At 37.4% G+C, this 22136-nt stretch carries 19 protein-coding genes; 8 read left to right on the top strand and 11 right to left on the bottom strand.

Translation table 11 applies throughout. The features are described 5' to 3' along the window. Positions 1-307: 307 nt before the first annotated feature. Positions 308-1768: a catalase gene (locus N782_RS16545; RefSeq protein WP_036822790.1), complete on the bottom strand. Its 1461-nt coding sequence runs from the start codon at positions 1766-1768 to the stop codon at positions 308-310. Between the two features lie 866 nt (positions 1769-2634). Between N782_RS16545 and N782_RS16550 the strand changes: the two genes are divergently transcribed. Further along, positions 2635-4551, top strand: a complete 1917-nt coding sequence (locus tag N782_RS16550) for an LTA synthase family protein (protein WP_052111398.1) — start codon at positions 2635-2637, stop codon at positions 4549-4551. Positions 4552-4642: 91 nt separating this feature from the next. Here N782_RS16550 and N782_RS16555 read toward each other — a convergent pair whose 3' ends face one another. After that, positions 4643-5791, bottom strand: a complete 1149-nt coding sequence (locus tag N782_RS16555; protein ID WP_036822793.1) for a PstS family phosphate ABC transporter substrate-binding protein — start codon at positions 5789-5791, stop codon at positions 4643-4645. Between the two features lie 243 nt (positions 5792-6034). Between N782_RS16555 and N782_RS16560 the strand changes: the two genes are divergently transcribed. Continuing rightward, positions 6035-6337, top strand: a complete 303-nt coding sequence (locus N782_RS16560) for a hypothetical protein (protein ID WP_036822796.1) — start codon at positions 6035-6037, stop codon at positions 6335-6337. Beyond that, a complete protein-coding gene (locus N782_RS16565; RefSeq protein WP_036822799.1) occupies positions 6338-6541 on the top strand; it encodes a helix-turn-helix transcriptional regulator in 204 nt (67 codons plus the stop codon). Positions 6542-6828: 287 nt separating this feature from the next. On the opposite strand, the gene N782_RS16570 is transcribed toward N782_RS16565, so the two are convergent. Continuing rightward, positions 6829-8988 carry a 5'-nucleotidase C-terminal domain-containing protein gene (locus tag N782_RS16570; RefSeq protein ID WP_036822802.1) on the bottom strand — a complete coding sequence of 720 codons (2160 nt, stop codon included), beginning with the start codon at positions 8986-8988 and terminating at the stop codon, positions 6829-6831. Positions 8989-9221: 233 nt separating this feature from the next. On the opposite strand from N782_RS16570, the gene N782_RS16575 reads away from it, so the two are divergent. Next, a complete protein-coding gene (locus N782_RS16575; RefSeq protein ID WP_036822805.1) occupies positions 9222-9620 on the top strand; it encodes a hypothetical protein in 399 nt (132 codons plus the stop codon). 56 nt (positions 9621-9676) lie between these two features. On the opposite strand, the gene cls is transcribed toward N782_RS16575, so the two are convergent. Together cls and N782_RS16585 are read right to left on the bottom strand one after the other, a co-directional pair. After that, positions 9677-11176, bottom strand: coding sequence for a cardiolipin synthase (cls, locus tag N782_RS16580; RefSeq protein WP_036822808.1), 1500 nt, complete (start codon positions 11174-11176; stop codon positions 9677-9679). Between the two features lie 386 nt (positions 11177-11562). Then, entirely contained in the window at positions 11563-12555 is a 993-nt protein-coding gene (locus tag N782_RS16585; RefSeq protein WP_036822811.1) for a nucleotidyltransferase domain-containing protein, read from the bottom strand. 292 nt (positions 12556-12847) lie between these two features. Between N782_RS16585 and N782_RS16590 the strand changes: the two genes are divergently transcribed. Beyond that, on the top strand, positions 12848-13534 hold the full coding sequence (locus tag N782_RS16590; RefSeq protein ID WP_202595705.1) for a YczE/YyaS/YitT family protein: 687 nt from the start codon (positions 12848-12850) through the stop codon (positions 13532-13534). Here N782_RS16590 and N782_RS20800 read toward each other — a convergent pair. The 5 genes from N782_RS20800 to N782_RS16615 form a co-directional block, all read right to left on the bottom strand. Beyond that, positions 13526-14086, bottom strand: coding sequence for a DUF4184 family protein (locus N782_RS20800; RefSeq protein WP_052111399.1), 561 nt, complete (start codon positions 14084-14086; stop codon positions 13526-13528). The genes N782_RS16590 and N782_RS20800 overlap by 9 nt on opposite strands. A gap of 135 nt (positions 14087-14221) precedes the next feature. After that, positions 14222-14452, bottom strand: a complete 231-nt coding sequence (locus N782_RS16600) for a DUF2553 family protein (RefSeq protein WP_036822813.1) — start codon at positions 14450-14452, stop codon at positions 14222-14224. A 721-nt stretch (positions 14453-15173) separates the two neighbouring features. Then, positions 15174-16622 (bottom strand): glycoside hydrolase family 32 protein, encoded by a 1449-nt coding sequence (locus tag N782_RS16605; RefSeq protein ID WP_036822815.1) that lies wholly within the window; start codon positions 16620-16622, stop codon positions 15174-15176. Between the two features lie 130 nt (positions 16623-16752). Further along, positions 16753-18162: a sucrose-specific PTS transporter subunit IIBC gene (locus N782_RS16610; RefSeq protein WP_036822818.1), complete on the bottom strand. Its 1410-nt coding sequence runs from the start codon at positions 18160-18162 to the stop codon at positions 16753-16755. Positions 18163-18366: 204 nt separating this feature from the next. Further along, a complete protein-coding gene (locus N782_RS16615) occupies positions 18367-19359 on the bottom strand; it encodes a LacI family DNA-binding transcriptional regulator (RefSeq protein ID WP_036822821.1) in 993 nt (330 codons plus the stop codon). 240 nt (positions 19360-19599) lie between these two features. Between N782_RS16615 and N782_RS16620 the strand changes: the two genes are divergently transcribed. The 3 genes from N782_RS16620 to N782_RS16630 are packed head-to-tail and all read left to right on the top strand — an operon-like array spanning position 19600 to position 21715. Beyond that, positions 19600-20331: an SDR family NAD(P)-dependent oxidoreductase gene (locus N782_RS16620; RefSeq protein WP_036822824.1), complete on the top strand. Its 732-nt coding sequence runs from the start codon at positions 19600-19602 to the stop codon at positions 20329-20331. After that, positions 20328-21365 (top strand): S-adenosylmethionine:tRNA ribosyltransferase-isomerase, encoded by a 1038-nt coding sequence (locus N782_RS16625; RefSeq protein WP_036822827.1) that lies wholly within the window; start codon positions 20328-20330, stop codon positions 21363-21365. Before N782_RS16620 ends, N782_RS16625 begins: the two co-directional genes overlap by 4 nt. Next, positions 21362-21715 carry a VOC family protein gene (locus tag N782_RS16630; RefSeq protein WP_036822828.1) on the top strand — a complete coding sequence of 118 codons (354 nt, stop codon included), beginning with the start codon at positions 21362-21364 and terminating at the stop codon, positions 21713-21715. Before N782_RS16625 ends, N782_RS16630 begins: the two co-directional genes overlap by 4 nt. Before the next feature lie 63 nt (positions 21716-21778). On the opposite strand, the gene N782_RS21620 is transcribed toward N782_RS16630, so the two are convergent. Then, positions 21779-21952, bottom strand: a complete 174-nt coding sequence (locus N782_RS21620; protein ID WP_161783130.1) for a hypothetical protein — start codon at positions 21950-21952, stop codon at positions 21779-21781. Positions 21953-22136: the final 184 nt, after the last annotated feature.

Genomic DNA, 22136 nt, shown 5'->3' on the forward strand with positions numbered 1-22136 from the left:
AAAAAAGTTCCTACGCAGTGATGAGTCCGATCGTAACATTTCAGCAGGGGTGGGTGGGAAACGGGGAGACTCCCGCGGAAGTCTCCCCGTTTCCCACCCATCCCTAGCCCTCATTAAGCATCGGACCCTCCCCTTAACCAATAATTATCTCTAATCCAAGTCTTCCAGATTATGCTTCTTATCTTGAATAAGGCTATTTAGATTAGTTGATTCCAAACTCAACACCAAACTTTAATAGAGCCAATAAATAAAAAAGTAGAGCCTACAACAAAATAGGCTCTACTATCTAAACTACATATTCACTTGTCTACTTAACCTCTTCAGGTACCTGAAGACCTAATGCTTTCGCTACTCGTTCGCCATAATCAGGATCAGCTTTATAGAAGTGCTTGATCTGCCTTAGCTTGATTTCATCATCTCGTACGTCTTTCATAGAACCATAGATATTCGAAATGAGTCGTTGCTTCTCATCTTCGCTCATTAAACGGTACAGATTTCCTGGTTGCGTATAATGATCAAAATGGTCGTAAGACGTACTATCAGCTAGCCCAGATACCTCATAAGGCTGTTGTCTAGCTTGCGGATCTTCAACAGGTCCACCATAGCTATTTGGTTCGTAATTTACAGAACCGCCACCATTGTCATCAAAGCGCATGAATCCGTCACGCTGATAATTGTTTACGTCAACTTTAGGGCGGTTAACTGGAAGCATCTCATAGTTAGCACCTAAACGATAACGGTGTGCGTCTGCATATGCAAAAAGACGTCCTTGAAGCATCTTATCTGGTGAAACATCTATTCCAGGCACGAAATTACCTGGGCTAAAGGAAGCCTGTTCAATTTCTGCAAAGTAGTTTTTCGGATTGCGGTTTAATACCATTTTACCTACTTCAATAAGTGGATAATCATCATGTGGCCAAACCTTTGTTACATCAAACGGATCAATATTATACGTTTCCGCATCTTCTAGTGGCATAATTTGTACATACATTGTCCAGCTTGGTGGATTGCCTTCTTCAATAGAGTTGAATAGGTCTTCTGTTTTGTAATCAGGGTTCTCACCAGCAATTTTTGTTGCCGTTTCATCATCTAATGTCTTATAGCCCTGATCTGTACGAATGTGGTATTTCACCCATACGGATTCTCCATCTGCATTCGTCCATTTAAAGGTATGACTTCCATACCCATGCATATGACGATACGTTGCAGGTACACCACGATCGGAATAAAGAATCGTAACTTGGTGTAAGGATTCAGGAGAAAGAGACCAGAAATCCCAAGCCATATTAGGGTCTTTTAGGTTTGTTTGTGGATCACGTTTTTGAGTTCGGATAAAGTCAGGGAATTTAATTGCATCACGAATGAAGAAAACAGGTGTGTTGTTCCCTACAAGATCATAGTTTCCTTCATCAGTATAAAACTTTAGTGCAAAACCACGTGGGTCTCTTGCTGTATCAGCAGAACCCTTTTCTCCACCAACTGTTGAAAAACGAGCCAACATTTCTGTACGCTTTCCAACTTCGGATAAAAAGTCTGCCTTTGTATATTTCGTTAAATCATTTGTTACTTCAAAATAGCCAAATGCTCCCGCTCCGTTTGCGTGTACAACACGCTCGGGAATACGTTCGCGGTTAAAGTGCGCAAGTTTCTCTAACAAATGAACGTCCTGAATCAACGTTGGACCACGATACCCAGCTGTCATTGAATTCTGATTATCACCAACAGGAATTCCGGCTTCATTCGTTAGACTTTTTCTATTATCACTCACTATGTAACCACTCCTTTTTTAATTTACTATCAATCTATCCCCTCTTTATCATTTTCTAAAACTTAAACTTATTGTTTTTTTATAATTATTATCAAAAGGGAATTTGTATTCATTATAAATCAACTGGAAAATGGAATCAACTTTAAACTCTTAAACTTTATGTAAAAAAATTCCACAATATCTAGTCCCACCATTCCTATGATACTACTATACATTACACCCACCTAAATTCTAGTGACACATATAACGAACACTTACTTCTATGTTTCTTAACATCCCCACCAACTCATTATCTACTTTTGTCTATCAATTCTACGATTCAGTAGCGAACAATTGAAAAAGAATAGGTGTGCATTACTACGAGCTAGTGTGTAGTTCCCCCCCTTAGTATCTTCCTCTTTATATTGTTATCCAGACCCAATTCCTAAACATCATAAACTCCTATAAAAATACCAAACTAATTAATGAAGAAATTAGTCACGCAACACACATAAAATTTACTCCCCCCCATCTAAAGTACCATCTTCTGTAATATATTCACTTTTATTGTTGATTAAATGTATGCACATCTTATATAATAAATCTTTGAATAACATTTACATTCTCTTAATATTTTAAATCCGTTAAGATATTCATATAGAACTATATCTTAGCCAGTCAATCTATAAAAAACTGAAAAATCCGCTCAAGTAAGACTTTTTAATTAGTTTTATAGATTTTCCAATCAGACTTAAAAACTGTTTTCAAATAATATGTTTGTTAAGTTTTCTATAAGGGAAGTAAATGTTAGGTAAATAATTCATTAAGAAATTGTTAATAAAACTGAAAACCATATGAACGATAAGTTCCATCTAGAGGAGGACAAAATGAATACTAAATTAAAGAAGTTGTTCCAAAATGGGCTATTTTTCTTTATAGTAGCTACGATTCTACTATGGGCAAAATCCTACTTAGCTTTTAAATTCTCATTTTCATTAAATATAGAAAATACTTTCCAAGAAATCATCTTATTCATTACACCATTGGGATCGATATTATTCTTCTTAGCCTTAAGTTTCCTATTTTCTAAGAAGAAGCGCATGAAAGCCTTCATGACATTGTACTTTATTATGTCGTTCGTATTATTCGCTAACGTCGTCTATTTCCGATTTTTCAACGACTTCATCACTATCCCAGTACTTATGCAATATAAGAACTTTGGTCAGTTAGGTGGTAGTGCGTCAGAATTAATGGGTGCTATGGACATACTATTATGGGCAGACTTTATCGTATTGTTGGTATGGGCTATTGTGAAACGTACTGAATTAACATTATCCATCCGCAAACGTTCCATTGGTTTAATCTTTGCTGCTGCTATTATGGCTTTGGCTGTTAACCTTGGAATGGCAGAAAGTGAACGCCCGCAACTACTAACAAGAACCTTTGATCGTGCAATGTTTGTTAAATTAATGGGAGTATATAACTTCCACCTTTATGACACCGTGATGACTGCAAACACTCAAAAGCACAGAGTATTTGCAGAAAGCAGTGAATTATCCGAAGTTCGAAATTATCTACACACTCAAAAAGGTGATCCTGGTAAATACTTCGGTGAAGCAGAAGGAAAAAACGTTGTAATGATTTCAATGGAATCCTTACAAAACTTTGTAATTAACTACAGAGTGAATGGGGAAGAAGTTACACCATTTTTAAATGATTTAATTGAAGATAAAAACTCTCTATACTTTAGTAACTTCTATCACAACACCGGACAAGGCAAAACATCTGACTCAGAGTTTATTATTGATAACTCTCTATATGGTCTACCAAGAGGGGCGGTATTTACAACCAATTCTGGTAACGAATTAAATGCAACTCCAGAAATCCTTGAAAAAGAAGGCTACAGTTCAGCCGTATTCCATGGAAATAATGATAGTTTCTGGAACCGTGATGTTATGTATGAAACTTTAGGGTATGACACATTCTTTTCTAAGGCACAGTATGATGTAACAGAAGATATTTCTGTTAACTATGGACTTAAAGATATTCCATTCTTTGAGCAATCTATTCCAAAAGTGAAAAGTTTAGAAGAGCCATACTATACAAGATTCATTACACTAACTCACCACTATCCGTTTACATTAAATAAAGAAGCAGACAAAATGATTGAACAGACAAACACTGGGGATGGTACCGTTGATCGATACTTCCAAACAGCTCGTTACATGGATGAATCGCTTAAGAAGTTCTTCCAGAGCATGAAGGATGCGGGCGAATATAAAGATACGGTCTTCGTCTTTTATGGTGACCACTACGGTATTTCAGAAAACCATAACAGAGCAATGAGCGAGATAATGAATGAAGAAATTCGTCCATTTGAGCATACTCAACTACAACGCGTTCCATTGATTATTCACTCACCTGGTTTAGAAGGTAAGAAAATGGACACGATTGGAAGCCAAATCGATCTAAAACCTACAATCTTACATCTTCTAGGCAAAGAAACAGAAGATGATATACAATTTGGTACTGATCTATTAGCAGAAAACCGTGAAAATATAGCTATCCTACGTGATGGTAGCGCCATCTCCGAAGAGTATCTATATGCAGGAGAAGACGATGTTTGCTATGACAAAGCAACACAATGGGAAGTTGATAACTCTAAGTGTGAAGAAATCCAAAATAAAGCACAAACAGAACTAAATCTTTCTGACAAAGTTGTCTATGGTGATTTACTTCGTTTCAAAGATGAAGAAGAACAACTGGAAAGCACACCTAAAGAGGAAAAACAACAAAAAGAATAGAAGTTTAAAAAGGCCGAATAAATGAACATTTATTCGGCCTTTTATTTAGTAAAGAGCTTTTTAAAAACCAATACTCTTGTAAATGGATTCCCTATTTCCCAATAGGTACATACCCAGTTTTTTCTATCAAGGATTGCCCTTGCTCTGATAAAATCCACTTCTTAAACGCTTCAATCTGCGGGTTATCTGTTCCGTTTGTAATGGCATAGAATTCTCCTATTAGCGGATAAGCCCCACTTTGAATAGATTCTACGTCAGGTGCTACATCATTCACGTTCACCAACTTAATTCCATGTTTCTTTACCATTTGTGTTGCAAAATAACGGTAGGAAAAACCAATAGCATTACGATGATTACGGTAATTAGAAGCCTTTTTAATGACCCCTCCCATACCAGTCACCCTTTGGTCTGTAGGCGGGTCCATTATAGGTACATCTCCCATCATATTTTGAAGACCCGTTTGGCTGCCGCTCCCCTCAGGTCTTTGAAACGCAATGATCTCTTGATCCCTTCCTCCAACCTCTTTCCAATCGGTTATTTCACCAGAATAAATACCCTGAAGTTCTTCTATAGTTAAGCTTTCCACTGGATTACTAGTATGTACGAAAAAAACAAACCCTTCTTTTCCTATAGGTGTTAATACTTTTTCCTCCCCGAGTCTGTCCTTCTGGATACTAGAAGGTCCTGCAGCAAAAATCATATCAACATCTTGACTAGCAAGCTTATCATAAGCATCATTTGTTTTGGAGACGATGACTTCGCTTTCCATAGGATTATCATGAGGATAGGCACCTTCTGGATAAACGGCCCGTGTAAAGGCTGAATATACAGGGTATAATGCCGTAGCTCCATCTAGCGTAGGTAAAGGTTCTTCTAATTGAAGATTGGAACTCTCTTCTAAACGAGCAATTTTTGTATCACTCTTATATGGCTCATACTGCGTTAAATCTACTTCTGCATTCTCAATCTCAATACTATTCATATACGATTCATACCCACCATATCCTGCTAACGGAATAATGTATAGTAAAATAGGAATGAAATAGGCTAGTTTGGTAGATAAACGCTGAAGAACTCCTAAAATAATTAAGTTTATTACAATAATCGTAGCTCCTACTAGAATTCCAATATATACATATCCATTTTGGCTGGATAGGATTAATGAAATAACTACGATAAAATAACCAATTATCCCAAAGGTAGCTGTAAAAGCAATAGCTCCTATTATGCGAAGCCACATTTTCTTCTCCTCCTATGCTAAAAATCTTCACCCATATCGAATTCGGTTACAATGTAAAAATCCCTGCTTTTACTCAAATGATTCTTTTGTTTTTTGAAGATGACTATTTCTAAAAGATAATGGTCTTTAGCAATAAATTTATAGAAATACCTTACAATGTAAAAAGTATTTGACATTATTAAGGATAGTGCTACAATAAAAATGTCAAATACTTTTTACATTTTTAATATGGAGGAGATAAAAATGGATTGGGTGAAAATCGTGTATTCAGTCATTTTGTTGGTTTGTGGAATTTTAATTATTGGTGCAACATATTCTCAAAAGGGTGATGAAAGAAGGAAGTTTATCAACACGAAAGCTCAATCATATGCTTTTACCATAGTTGTAGGTATGCTACCCCTAAATGTTGTACAGTCCGTTTATCTTACTATTCAGGGGAACCCTCCTGAGCATGGCAGTGGTATTTCCCCTTTAATGTTCCTAACAGTAATTTCAATTATATATCTAATTACATTATTAAGTTACAGAAAAAAATATGGTGATTAAATGAAAAACCACATTAAGAAATTTAGAAGTACAGCTAAATTATCCCAGGCTGAACTGGCTAAACGTTGTAAGGTATCTAGACAAACGATAAATGCGATTGAGAATGATAAATATGATCCTACTTTACAATTAGCTTTTGACATAGCCTGTGTATTAGGAACTACAGTAGATGAGCTTTTCATCAGTGAGTCTATAGAAGAGTAATTACATTAACATAAGCCTTGCGACAAAAGCGCCAGCACCCGAGCAGCGACGTACAAACTGCGCCCCATAAGATGTGGGTTGGTTTGATGTTGCTACACCACCATGCAGCGATTTTAATCGAACTTCATCTACAACCGTAGGAGATATGGAAACACGAAAACATGCGTGATTCAACTGAACGTGGCCACATCAATATTTTAGTTATACACAAGCTATGAATTTTATTATTTCATATACGACAAAAAATCCTGCCACATTTTAAAAGTGGCAGGATTACTTAGGATAATCTATTCTAGTATATTCTTTAATCGATACAGAACCGCAGCCCCTTGGTCCCGCTTGGCAATATCCTTAGGTGCAAACAGACCATTGCTGTAGCCGTTGTATAAACCGAGTGCATGACCCTTCAGCACTTCTTCATGTGCCCATACAAATGAACCGCCATCTTTAAACGTGTCTTCCTCAGAAACATTCACTTCTTCATTAGATACAGCTTCGAATCCACGCATTAATAGAACAGCCATTTGTACTCGGTTAAGCTTCTGATCTGGTGCAAAGATTCCTTCTTTAACACCTTTTGTTACACCATGCTCATACGCTAGTGCGAAAGCAGGATCTTCTACATCCTCAAAAGGGTCTTCTAACGTATCTTTAGTTGATTGAAGATCTAAAACTCGTACTAGCATCCTTACAAACTCACCACGTGTTAATTGTTCATCCTGTTTGAATTGTTCTTCAAAGACACCTTTGAACACTCCATCGTTTTCCAGGTCTTGTATCATTTCATATGCCCAATCTTGTTCAGACACATCACTAAAACCAGTTGAAGGTTGAACAGAAGAAATTCTCCCTTCTGCTTCATATTCAATTGGTTGATCAAGTGATTCGACATACTTTATTGTGGCTTGTAAATCGTTAGGACCTACTTCTTTGTTATCACCAAGTTCTGCAATTCGATATTCTTCATTTCCGTACATATAGTTATTCACAACAACAGAATAGGTTTTATCATCATCAATTGGTTCTCCATCTGGAAGAGTGATCTCCACCACTTCGTTCGTTTCTTCGTTCCACGTGTAATGAAAACCGGCTACACTTACATCTGGACCGTATTGTTCACTGATTTGAGCATTTAGTATTTTTTCTAGATCAGACCCAGTCACATCTACTTTGTTTAGCACATTACCAAATGGTTGTACATCGAATAAATCTCCCCAAGTCACTTCTCCTTTTGGAAGACTATCTCGGATGCCGCCACCATTCATAAGGGCAAAGTCAGCATCCATTTCAGCTTTCATACCGTCTGCTATTAAATTCCCTAATGCATTATCACCGATTTCTCCAGCTTCAGCATATCCACCTTCAAGTTCAAATGCCGTTGCACCAATGACTTCTTGTTTAATGGGTGCTACTTTCTCTTCATACTTATTCAAGATAGCAGCCACTTCTGCATCAGGCTCCACTTTTTCCTGGAATGATGTTACTACTTCGGCTTTTTTATTTACAATATCTCCCGTTTCCGGATCAATCTCAATGTCTACATCAGCGAAGGCAGTTCCATAAGAGTAGGCTTGTACAATAAGCTTGCCATCGACCATACCATTATTGTACGTGTGGTTATGCCCAGCCATAATAATGTCTACTTCATCGTCTACTTCTTTGGCAATGTTTGCAGCATCTCCAGAAATCTTATCTTCATTTTGGTCAGCAGGATTATGAGCCAAAACAACAATTGCCTCTACTCCTTGCTCCTTCAATTCTGGTACATACTTGTTAATAGCCGTTGCCTCATCAGTAAATTCTACATTTTCATTTCCTTCGCTAATGATCATATTAGGTGTTTCTGTAGTAACTACACCAATGAACCCTATTTTTTCACCAGCAACTTCCTCTACTGTATAAGGATCAATAACAAGCTCTTTTGAGTCCTTATATTGAACATTGGCTGCTACCATAGGGAAATCAATACCATCATAATTAGGTGTTCCATCAGGGTGCTCTCCCCCATTAATCATGCGAAGCATTTCTTCCACACCTTCGTCAAATTCATGATTTCCTAGTGTTCCTACATCAAAACCCATCTCTTCCATAATTTCAACTGTTGGCTCATCCTGAAAATATGAAGAAACAATTGGGCTTCCCCCTACCATATCCCCGCTATGTACTAGTAAACTATCAGGGTTCTCTTGTTCACGTTGCTCCAAGTAAGTAGCTAGATATTGTACACCACCAGCTGGATCATTCTCTCCATCACCATCATAATCAGCAAAAGCATCCTGGTGATCAATCTTCCCATGCAAGTCATTGACTAGTAATAGTTGTGCCGACACCGTCTCTTTTTCATCCCCTGCAGCTTCAGCAACTTTTGTTGGTAGCGCTAGTGCAGAAACAGCAAGCACACCAGATAATGCTAGATTAGCCGTCACTCTTAATAGTTTCGTTTCCATATTTCCACCTACCCCATCCAAATAAATTAGTATGTCCTATATAAATATTATCACAAAATTTGCAAATTAATTGTAAAAACAATACACATTTTACGTTAATTTGTAAATTATTCGTGAAATTACTGTAAATTTATTAGCGGGTTCTCAAATCCGAAACACATCTTTCTATTCTTTCAAACTATGAGGTGTGTTAAAGTAAGAAGGAAAACTTGAATGATGATGGAGGAAACGAAATGAAGTCTATCAGTTTATTATTGCTTCGGTTTGCTGGAATTTTTGGTATGATTGGAGCATTTATGGGCGCACATATGGCCGGCTCACAAGGCGAAGCTTATGCACTTAGACCTATCCATGCTCACGTATTAGTGGTTGGTTGGTTATCGTTGTTTGCTTGGTCTGCGTTTTACCAGTTATTTGAGACTCGTTTTACAAAATTAGCGTACACTCATGCTATAACAGGTATTCTAGGAACAACTGGACTAACTAGTGGTATGTGGTTATACATGGTAAAACCGTTTGAGGTATCAGAAGGATTCACATTTATCTTCTATATTGGTGGAGGTTCTTTATTGTTACTCAGCTTCGCCCTTTTCCTAGTATTAACGTTCCTTGTTCAACCAAAACGAGCTTAGTTACATACCAAACGAGCACATAAATGTATGTGCTCGTTTTTTTCACAGTAAATATATTAGAGAAGAGGTGAAAAGAGTCTCGCAAAAGCTTCTTTAAATTTAGTAGATTTTTTTCGTTTTGAAAATGAATCCATCATAACTTTCTTTGACTCTTTGAGATCTGATTTATAATTATGGATTAAATCTTGTACTGGGGGTCCATCATACAAAATAATGTTCACTTCAAAATTAAGATAAAAACTTCTTACGTCCATATTAGCAGTTCCAACAGAAGCAGTTTCATCATCTATAATCATAATTTTATGATGCATGAAATCTTTCTCATATAAATAAATGTTAATACCATCCTCTAGTAATTCAGGAAAATAGGAGTGCCCAGCATAATAGGCAAGCCAGCTATCAGAAATCTTTGGGATAAGAAGCGTTACTTCCACCCCTCTTTGAGCAGCTATCCGTAATGCGGTATGGATTTCTCTTGATGGCACAAAATAAGGAGTGGCAATTTTTACAGAATGTTCGGCACTATTGACGAGAGTAGTGTAGACATCCCTCATAATTTGATGTTCATTATGAGGTCCACTTGGTACTACTTGCAACATAGTATTTGGCTCGTCAGGATTATTCACTGGGTGGTTACTATATTCATCAACTAGATTTTCATTGGCAATATACCACCAATCTACTAAGAAAATAAGATGAAGCTCTTTAATAGCCATACCTTGAACAATCGTATGTGTATCTCGCCAGTCCGGATGATCTTGAGATATCCCTCGATACTCATCCCCTATGTTCATTCCACCAACAAAAGCCATGTCATTATCGATTACAATAATTTTTCTATGGTTACGAAAATTAAAGGTCTGGGTCAACAGCCCTGAGGCAATTGGTAAAAACTCATGAACTTCTACACCAGCTTGTCTCATTTTTTTTATATCTCGTTTCTTTAACTTTATACTTCCTGCTGAATCGTATAAAAGCCTCACTTTCACCCCTTCTTTGGCTTTATTCATTAGAATCGTCATAATATCTTCGCCAGTTTCATCTGAATTAAACAAGTAATATTCCATATGGATAAAAGACTTAGCCTGTTTCAATTTCTCCATAATCTTTGGGAAAGCTTCATATCCGTTCGTCAAAATGTTCACTTGATTTTCAGTTCGTAAGGGGGTTTCAGCGTAAGATTGAATAATATTGTAGACTCTTTTTTGCTGTGGTTTTAATGGGAGAGAACCATGATCCTCTGGTTCTTGCTCCTGGAATACTTGATTTGCCTTCTTTCTTTTGTTTTGAAACAAAAGACCTTGCCTGGAAAGTTGACCAGAATATATGTAAAAGAAGTACCCAATAATTGGGATGAAACAAATCAAGAATATCCAAAGCATTGTATCGGTTGATGACCTTCTCTCAAGAATAATGGAAAAAGAAATGACTACAACCAATATGAAATAGATAGCAATGAATAGGAATTGAATCATAATACTTACTGGGATTAAAATGATTCCTATGAAGGCGGACCCTAAGAGTAAAAGCATTAGTAGTTGGATTGATGGCCTCATATTGTTTCTCCTTTTTTCCGGATTTGAGAGATTTGCTTGCGTGTTTCTTTTCCCATCGTTTTTCAGTTTCAAACAGAATCCTTATAGTTAAAAGAGGCTTTTGAAACAGCACGTGGGTTGGTTCGATGTTGCTGCGTGACGCAGCGATTTTAATCGAACTTCCCCCGATTCCAGAGATAAAGGAAACACGGAGAGCGCAAGCGATCCGATGTTGACTTATCGTAAGGAGGTGCAGGAAGTTTGCTAGTCGCTGGGCGCTGGAGCTAGACACGTAAGCGCCAGAAACTTATACTTTCTTTACTTCTAAAATTAAAAATCCTGACTTATTAGAATGTGTCAGGATTTTTCTTGTATGCTGTTAAGCAATATCATTAAATATAGTTACGTTATGATTTCTGTTCGCTAGCTAATTCATGTTTAGAAAGATCTAGTAATTTATCACTAATATTAAGTAAGCTTTCAACCTTGGACTTCGGCAAAGCTATGAACCCAATAGTTTCCAATCTTTCTTTTAATTCTTCTGGAAGCTTAGCATAATATGTGTGGAATTCTTCATCTTGAGAAGTTTTCAACAGAAGTAAAAATGCCTCACTATAAGACTGCCATAATAAATTGAACAATTCGCCTTCTTGTAATAATCGCTGTTCTTTATGTTTACCTATTTCATCTTGCAAGTCAGAAAGTCCTGGCAAGTGAGAGAAACCAACATCCCGTAAATAAAGACGCAAGCGAGTCATGGTTTGAGATACTTCAGAAACATCTACTTGTTCGATTGGTTTAATTGGTACAGAGTCTAGTAGTTCATCAAATAGTGGAAGTTCCATAATATTAGGAATCATACTATCAATAGCAACTCTATCATTATGCAAGAATTGGTACATTAAAGCGGCTTCAGCCCATGCCCCCATAGCAGCATGAGTAGCAGCAAAGTAATTTTCTCCTCTGAGCTGATCAATAGCATACTCTTTTCTACCTTGTACAATCCTCTCTACATCTTGAATCACATCACGCTGCCCTTGAATGGATGAGAAATAGGATTGAGCCCACCCTTGCAACTTACTTAATTCAGCATTTGTATCTTTCAAAATAACCGATTCATTTAAGTAACGGAAATGCCATGGATTATAGGAGAAAAGTTCTTTATTCGGAAACTCCAAAATAGATTTTACTTGTAATTGAACAATCTCCCCATTATAAGAGATATCCTGTTCACCTAAGTATTGTTCACGGCCAGTAAAACAAATCAAATCAATATCACTAAATTCATCGGCTTCTTCCCTTGCTACAGAACCGATTAAACATACATACGTACAAAAGGTAAGATTCTCTTCAACAAATGCTTTAGCCTTTTCCATTAATTCAAGGTTACGAGGAAGCATTCATTCATCCCCCACTTTCTTGTATTTATTGATGTCCCCTATCTTTCTATACTACAATTCTAATTCGATTCTTGTAGTAATGTTCCCTCTTTTTTCAACAATTTGCTTTACACCCTATCTAATCCCAATCAATATTGGTTATAATATGATTCAGTGTTGCAAAATGGTTTTCTTTTTAATCATTTTTCATTATTCTTTAGTGTAGGCCTATTCCCTACTATCCAATATACTAATTTCTATACCCTAAATGATTCTTGTTTAAAAGTAGGTTTTAGTAAAAAGGAGAAATCGTATGAGTAACATCTCGCAAATGTATAATCATTATTTAGGTAATCGAAATAAAAAAATTCAGTTTGTTCTTTATCTATTCGGTATCATTATATCGAGTTTAGGTTTGGCTCTTCTTTTCAAATCTGGAGTGGGGGTAGCGCCTGGAGATACGGTGGCATTCGGACTAGCAGAGAGAACCAATATTAAGGTAGGTTACTTCTTAATTGCAGGTTTTGTAGCGTTAGTGCTTATCAATGCAAAAATTGCAGGACAGCGTCCCAAGTTTGAATCCATCATTCCTAGTTTATTAAGAGGTCTAACGTTAAACGTGTGGCTTTATCAGATACTTGGTGAATCGAAATTTGAAGTATGGTGGGCTCAATGGGGTATATTCGGTATCGGGGTCATTTTTTTGGGACTAGGAATCGGTATGTATTTACGCTCGCCATTCCCACACATACCTGTAGACCACTTTATGATGGTTGTAAACGAAAAAACAAACAGCTCCAAACGTTTCGTACGAATTTTGTTTGAAGCTGGTTTAGCCCTTATCGGATTCCTACTTGGTGGCTGGGATGTCGTAGGTATCGGAACTTTAATTACCGCACTATTCTTAGGACCAATTATTCAATTCTTCTATGATATAACTGAATTTATCGAACGACTTGGAGCACAAGGAAGACACAAATCCAATACCGCATTAGAGTGAACGCTTTTTTCTATTAGCGTTCACTTTTTTTATAAGAATCCAAAGTATGGCAGTAGCCATAAGAATTCCGTTTAAGAGAGAGAATATGTCTCCGTAGTGATCATCATCCCAGTAAGAAATTGGCCCTCGTATCACCTTCATACTGAATGGATAAAAAATGGGCACAGCATCTTCGACATGAGTTAGTAAATCTATGATTATATGACCTAACCAACCATAAAGAAAGCCTGTCCACTTGTTCAATTTCCACCCTTTGAAAAATACCACGATTATATAAAAAAACAACCACACAGCAAAAGAATGTCCAGCTTGCCTAAGTACCTCTACAACTGGGTGAGCAAATAGTGCATGAGCCATATCATGTAGGACACCACTCCAACCAATCTCTTCAATAGGTTGAGATGTAAAAATATCACCAAAGAACAGAATGTAAAAGAACATAATATAATAAACAAGATCAGGCACCAAACTTCCGATAATCGCATACTTTACAACATCTTTACGTTTTCTCATAGCTATATACGTCCAAAATCCATGGTGTAGTGTATTCATTGAAACATTCTCCTTATTATGTATATATGCTATGTTTTTAAATGAACAAAAGCTCAGAGCACCAGAAATTTATACTTTCCTTACTTATAAAAATAAAAGAATGGACTGCTATAAAACACAATCCATTCTCATTTTTTAACACCAGCCAAGATCACAATCTTCCACAAATTGCGTAACAGGTTCCCGTTTCGGTTCTATTTTATAGATGCGACTATTTTCTCTAATATACCCTGCGAATAATACATATTCATTATTCATATCGGAGTACATAACCTCGCCAATCTTATCGGAATAAAAAAACAATTCAATCCCATCATCACAAATCTTTCCACAAACCTTATCTGTGATATCAATTCTTTCGGTCATGCAAATAACCTCCTCTATTAAAGATTCGCTCTGCCATCTTTAATCGTCGGTACTATACATTATAAGGCTTGTTTTGGGATCATATCTGTAATGTATCTTACTAAAGACGTACAGATAGCCTATAAATGTGAGCTTACTATATCCTTATAGTCTATGCCAACAAAAAAGAACTTGTCACCCATTTATTTACTTAATTTTCTGATTTTTATTTTGTGTAGGTTGGTGTTCAGTATAGGATGCATTATGTGGAACACTTGGATCCGAGATATTTATTGGGTCAGGAGTGGGTCCGATACCCAAGTAGGGTTAGGCAATTGTAGGACAACTTTTTGACGGACATATGATCTCTTATTTCGTGTGAAAACCATCTTTTGGAGAGGGTAACGGACATATAGTATCTTATTTGTGAAAAAACGCACTACATTAAGGTGATTTAGGCTAAATAGCGTACTCGATGTCCGTTACGAATGCAAAATAGCCTTCCAATCCAAGAATAAGAGACTGTATGTCCCTTAGCATAGCAACACTTTATGTCCTAAACCATTCCTCGCTTAAGGATATCCATCTTTCAGAAAACGATCCATTCTAACCTGGCCATATTCTCGTTCATACCCAGACTTATCTCGAACCCAAGTTTTCAAGATAATGGGGCTATTATGGAGTATATTAGTTTAAAAAAATCCCAGCTCTTCTACAAAGAAAAGCCAGGATTTCATAAATACTATTCCTTTTTTAACGTCCAAGTAGTGATATCGACATTGACTGTACCTTCACTTTTGATAACCATATCTTGGTTCGTTTGGGAAGGGAACATTCGGGCGGAGAATACTTCTTCTCCATTGTTAACAAACACTTCAATGGAAGAAGCATCTATAAACATTCGCATATTTTGTAGCCCTGAAGGTAAATGACAGCTTCGAAATTCTTTTTCTTCAGTTATTAAACTGTTTCGATATAAGCTAAACTCACGACTATTCTGGTTGTAAGAAAGTATAATACAATCAAACAACTCAAGCTCAAATGATGTCATTTCCTCTGAATGATTTAAATTGATTTCTACCTCAGAAGACCAATCAACTTGAGAAGGCCATACGTATTGTTGATCAGAAAGTTGAATGTTAGCGATAGTAGTTGGTTCTTCTCTTAATTGTTTCAGCTCTTCTACAGGTGTTTGATATACCTTATCGTTATATAATTGAAGCTCTCTAGGTACGGTCATGCAATGAATCCAGTTATAGTTGATGGTTGGATGATAAGCCTCTTGTTCACCCGGAACGGACATCCAGCCAAACATGATTCGTCTGCCATGATCATCTAGCGTGGTCTGAGGAGCATAGAAATCAAAGCCTCGATCAATCTCAACAAATGATGAACCATTAAATCTTGCGTGATGGTAATCCATCTCTCCTACCATGTAACCCGATTGGTGTGTATTATTATATAAAATACCATCTGCTTCAAGTCCTTGAGGCGAAAATAGAAAGACATCTTTATCTCCTAAAACAAACATATCAGGGCATTCCCACATGTAGCCGAGATTTTCTCCATAAGTTGGTCCTGCAATTTGTCCTTTACATTCCCAATTCTCTAAGTCATGGGATTGAAATAACACCACACAACCCTTTTCTTCAGTGGTTTGAGCACCAATCACCATATACCAACAACTTTCATGCTCCCAAACCTTTGGGTCACGGAAATGTGCTGTATATCCTTCTGGAAGCTCAATCACAACACCTTGTTTTGAGAATTCAATTCCATCCTCAGATGTCGCTAAACACTGGTAAGTTTCACGATTATTGTGTTCATCTTTTACATTGCCAGTGTAAAATAGCTTCAGTTGCCCATCATGATTGATGGCACTTCCTGAATAGCAACCATTTTTATCGTACCAACTGCTAGGAGCTAATGCGATTGGTTCAAGACTCCAATTTACTAAATCAGTCGAGGAATAGTGACCCCAGAACTTAGCCCCATGCGTTGTATCAAAGGGCAACCATTGAAAGAACAAGTGATACGTACATTGCCACTGTATGAATCCATTGGGATCATTTAAAAGGCCTACAGGGGGCATCACATGAAAATGTTGACGATAAGGATCACTTTCTACAAGATCCTTATGTTGTTCTATTTCCTGATAGGCTTTATATCGTAATTCTTCATCTCTATTCATCCTGATCCTACCCCTCTATTTCAAATTAGTTTCACTGAAGAGTGACAAACTCTTTTACAATATAAATTATCCTCTAGAAGTGAAACAGTAAAGAAGACCCTGTGAGCCAAGGCCTTCCTCAAATGTCTTATTATTCCTTATTTTTACTGTCATTCAGCATATCATCTGAGAAGCCAAACATGTACGTCAATACAAAGGCAACTCCAATACCGACAACGTTAACTAGAAGATATCCAAATATTTGACCATTTAAATATAGAAGCGTTCCTGGAAGTACGGTGATAGCCATACCAGTAGCTTTCAAACCAATGATGGATGCAAGGAAACCACCAGCACCACCACCAATAAGTCCCATTACGAATGGTCTGAAGTAACGTAGTGTCACACCAAAAATTGCTGGTTCTGTAATCCCTAAGAAAGCAGATACAGCAGATGGGAATGATAATGCTTTTAATTGTTTAGATTTTGTCTTCACACCTACAGCTAGTGCTGCACCACCTTGTGCTGCGATTGCTGCTGTGATAATTGGGTTAAACGGATTGTACCCTAAGTTATTCAATAATTGAATCTCTAGGAAGTTGAAGATGTGGTGCACACCCGTAATAACGATAATTTGGTTGAAGAAACCAATAATCAAACCACTAAGTCCAAATGGAAGTTCTAATAAGAATTTCGTTCCTGCGAAAATGTATTCCTCTAACTGGTGGAATACTGGACCAATAACTAGTAAACCCAGCGCAATCATGACAAGAAGTACTAGGAACGGTGTTACGATCAAATCAAGTGACTCAGGTACATATTTCCTGACTCGTTTTTCAAATTTAGCGCCAATGATACCCATGAAGAACGCTGGCAATACGGAACTTTGATAACCTACTACCGGTATAAAACCAAAGAACTTAAGGGGTTCTGCATCTCCACTTGCTACGTCCCAGGCGTTGGGTAAGGCCGGCGATACGAGCATTAGTCCGAGGACTATACCTAGGACGGGATTCCCTCCAAACACCCTGAAGGTGGACCATGCGATTAGAGCAGGTAAAAAGATAAAGGCTGTATCTGTTAATACTTGCGTAAATAGAACAAAGTTTTCAGGTACACTATCTGGAGTCAATCCAAATAAAGCTAAGATTTGTTCTTGTAAGATAAGTCCGCGAAGTCCCATGAACAATCCGGTTGCAACGATAGCTGGAATAATCGGAACGAACACATCACCAAATGTACGAATTGCCCGCTGAAAGGCATTTCCTTGTTTAGCTGCTTCTTCTTTCATCTCTGATTTTGAAGATCCTTCTACACCAAGCTTCGTTACTTCTTCATAGATACGATTTACAGTGCCTGTACCAAAAATAACCTGATACTGACCGGAGTTATAAAAGGCACCTTTGACTTTTTCAATTTTCTCGACTTCTTCTACATCTACTTTTTCATGGTCATGAACCATGATTCGTAGACGAGTCGCACAGTGAGCAATCGATTGGATGTTCTCTTCCCCACCAATCGCGTCAATGACCTGCTTAGCAATTTCTGAATTACTTGCCATTGTTATTCCTCCCTATCATTGTTTCATGTAATCGTTCACACATTGTGTACACACATAGTTTATAATTGCCATTTCGCATCTGCTTTATAATAAGGAATCGATTACACATCAATTAAATAAAAAATGTAAGCGGTTTTATCTTGTTTCTAAAAAAATAAATGTTTTTTTATGTGAACGATTACATAACTCATTTATTAATTCACACTATACACTATCTCTTGAAATGAGTCTATAGGATAACGTAGATTTTTCAGAAACATTTTTGTTGTTTAATTTATCCAACATTAATCTAGCCGTTATTCGCCCTGCCTCTTTGTTGTTGTAGTCTATAGTTGTTAAAGAAGGTGTAATATAGGCCGACATGACTGCTGCACCAATTCCAGATATCGCCATATCCCCAGGTATGTTATAACCTTGTTCTTTTAAATATTCCATTGCACCAACTGCCATTCGATCTGTAACAGCAAATGTCGCAGTAGGAAGATTTCCTTGGGATTTCTTGAGGATTTGTTTCATACTCTCATAGCCAGATTCAATACTAAAGTCGCCACCCTCATGAATCCATTCGTCTTTTACTGTTAGTCCATTTTTCTGCAGTGTATCCAGATAGGCTTGTTTTCTCGTATGGCCTACAGCTGGGTCTTCTTCACCAACACCAATAAACGCAATTTTCTCATGACCTCGTTGAATAAATAAATTGGTCATATCACAGGCTGCATGGTAATCATCATAAACGACTGAGGTTACATTAGGTAACTCTTGTCCTAATGAGATAAAAGGAACTTTCACATCGTTGATGACATTAAGTAGTTCTTTGTTCACATTTGTTGCTAGCAAAATAATGCCATCAACCTGACGACTTTGTAGTAAGCGAATATATTCTACTTCTTTCTTAGGATTTAATTCCGTATCTGTTAGTAAAATTTGAAAGCCTTCTTTGGAAACAACTTCATTAATCCCTTTTACGACTCTACTTGATGTTTCTGTACTTATTTTTGGAAGTATAATTCCAATAACACCTGAACGCTTTGTACGTAGCGACTGCGCTGAAACACTTGGCATATAACCAGTTTCTTCTACAATTTTCATAATGCGTTTACGAACGTCTTCACTTACATATCCATTGTTATTTAAAGCACGTGACACGGTGGTCCGTGAAACATTAGCCATTTTTGCTATATCATTGATTGTTGTCATTCTAGCTCCTCCATCACAAAACACATGCACTTTAATCATTTGTTATCTATCATATTTCATTTGTAAAAGTTTGTCTAACTGCTTTTACTAACTCCCCCACTCCCCTAACTCTACTCCATTAGTCTGATAAGGTGGTACGACTAATTCTCGATAATTCTTTCATGCCAACCACCGATTCATTTTTTCACAGCTAACGCTACACTAAATGTAGTTCAAAAAAATTCAAAAGGAGTTTTACACATGGAAAAACAATATGTAGCAGTTATTACAGGAGCATCAAAAGGTCTAGGAAAGGCTTTAGCGTTGTCTTTTGCTAAAGAAGGATACTCATTAGGGTTATGCGCTCGAGGGATTGAAGAATTAGATGAGGTAGTAAAGCAAGTTGAGGAGTTGGGGGCTACCGTTGTAGCGAGCTCAGCAGATGTAACACAACCAAAAGATGTCGATCGTTTCATTTCAGTCGTGGAAGATGCATTTGGCTCCATTGATGTTCTGATTAATAACGCATCCACGTTTGGCCCAGGACCAACCTTACTTTCCGATTATCCAATTGAGCAATTTGAAGAAGTCATTCGAGTCAACACGTCAAATCCATTTCTGGTTACGAAACGAGTACTTCCTGGCATGTTAGCAAAAGGAAAAGGTTCGATTATAAATGTGACCTCCGAAGTAGGGAAAACTGGATTAGCTGAATGGGGAGCTTATAGTATTTCTAAATTTGGTGTAGAAGGTCTAACAGCTATTTGGGCAGATGAACTTGCAGATACAGGAGTTAGGATCAATATGGTAGACCCTGGGGAAATGAATACAGGCATGCACGACATAGCCGTTCCAGACTGTGATTATGCATTGGCATCCCCTGATGATGTTGTAGATGTATTTCTCTATTTAGCTTCAGAACAGTCAATGGGCGTGAACGGAGAACGGTATGAAGCTCAAGCTTTCACTAGAGAAGGAAGTGAACTATCATGAATACACTTGCTACCTCCTTTCACATTCCAGACTCACTCCATGCTGAAGTACCACCTGAGCATAGAGGATTGAGACGAGACGATGTTCGGTTAATGGTATTACAAAAGGGTGAAAAGAATGCTTCTCATAACCGATTTGATGAGATTGACAAATTTTTAGAAGCTGGAGATGTTCTAGTAGTAAATAATAGCAGAACCATCCCTCCCGTTTTGAAAGGAAGCCAAGGAAAACAAAACGTAGAAATTCGCCTGTCTAGAAAAATTTCTACACATCAATGGGAGGCGTTACTACTAGGAACATTCATTCAAACCAATGTTCCCATTCAGTTATCAGAAGGACTAGAAGCTACCATCTCTGGGCTTGGTTCGGAGCCACCACTCGTTACCTTATCTTTTTCAGAAGGTGGAAGTACACTACTTGATTATATTTATCGATACGGTGAACCTGTGCGGTATGAATATATTCATCATCCATGGCCTTTAGAAACCTATCAAACCGTTTATGGTGCTATACCTGGTTCTGTTGAAATGCCTTCTGCTGGTCGTGCATTTACGTGGGGATTACTCTCCAAGCTAAAAGCAAAAGGAGTCAGGATCGCTTCCATTCAACTCCACGCTGGATTAAGCTACTATGAAAAAAATCGTTGGCCAAATCCGAACAATCACCCTGAAGCTTTCGCTGTTCCAGAAGAAACGGCAAAGCTAATCAATACGGCTAAACAGAATGGTAAACGGGTGATTGCTGTGGGAACTACAGTCGTTCGTGCACTTGAATCAACCGTTCATGAACAAGGAGAAGTAAAAGCCTCCTCTGGGATAACAAAGCTTTACATCGACCAACACCACCGCGTTACTTCAGTAGATGGACTACTAACCGGATTTCACGAACCAGAAGCAAGTCACTTGCATATGTTAAGGGCATTTATGCCAGAAAAGAAACTCATAAAAGCTTATAAGGAAGCTCTAAACAAAGGCTATCTATGGCACGAATTTGGAGATATGAATTTGATCCTTTCTGAGAGAAAAGGTAAATGAAGTGGCACCACGGCGGGATTTATGTGAAAGACCTAGCTGCTTCTAAACACTTTTATGAGAATATGTTTGAGTTTCAGGAGTATGATTCGTTTGCGTTTGAAGGGGAGCAAATTGTTATCCTTAAGCATGGTGATCTATTACTTGAGTTAATCGAAGACAGTGAACATCACTATGCTAGTTCGGCTCATTTTTGCTGGGAAGTAGTTGATTTGGATAACACAATCACACAACTAGCATCACTATCTTTACAACCTGTTGAAGGTCCTTATTCCATTTTTGAAAAAGGTTGGTACACAGCATTTTACAAAGGCCCAGATAAGGAAATCATTGAATTGCTACAGAGAATATAGATCTTTAAAAATAATAAAGTATGAAAGAGCTTGGATTTCCAAGCTCTTTCTCTATTAGGCGGTTTATTCTCCGCCGCCACCACCATCTCCGAAACCTCCATCACCATCAAAGAAACCACCAGTGCCAGCACTATGATTATCTCTTTGATTGTCATGGAAGGCTGGGCCACTAGATGCTTTTTTACCAATGCCAATAGCAATCACGATAACAGCGAAAATGATAAATAATATATCCATTTTGCATCACCTCTTACTCTTTTCATACGAACGAGATGGCGGAATTGTTTCAAATTTTTGGTTATTTGGTAAATTCATTATCTTTTGTATCTCCATCTAAAAAATGGCTATGTTAAAGTTTAGTGTTGATTTTGAAATCAACTAATCTAACTAGTTTTATTCAAGATAAGAAGCATAATCCGGA

This window comes from Pontibacillus yanchengensis Y32 (genome assembly GCF_000770635.1).
GTDB lineage: Bacteria > Bacillota > Bacilli > Bacillales > BH030062 > Pontibacillus > Pontibacillus yanchengensis.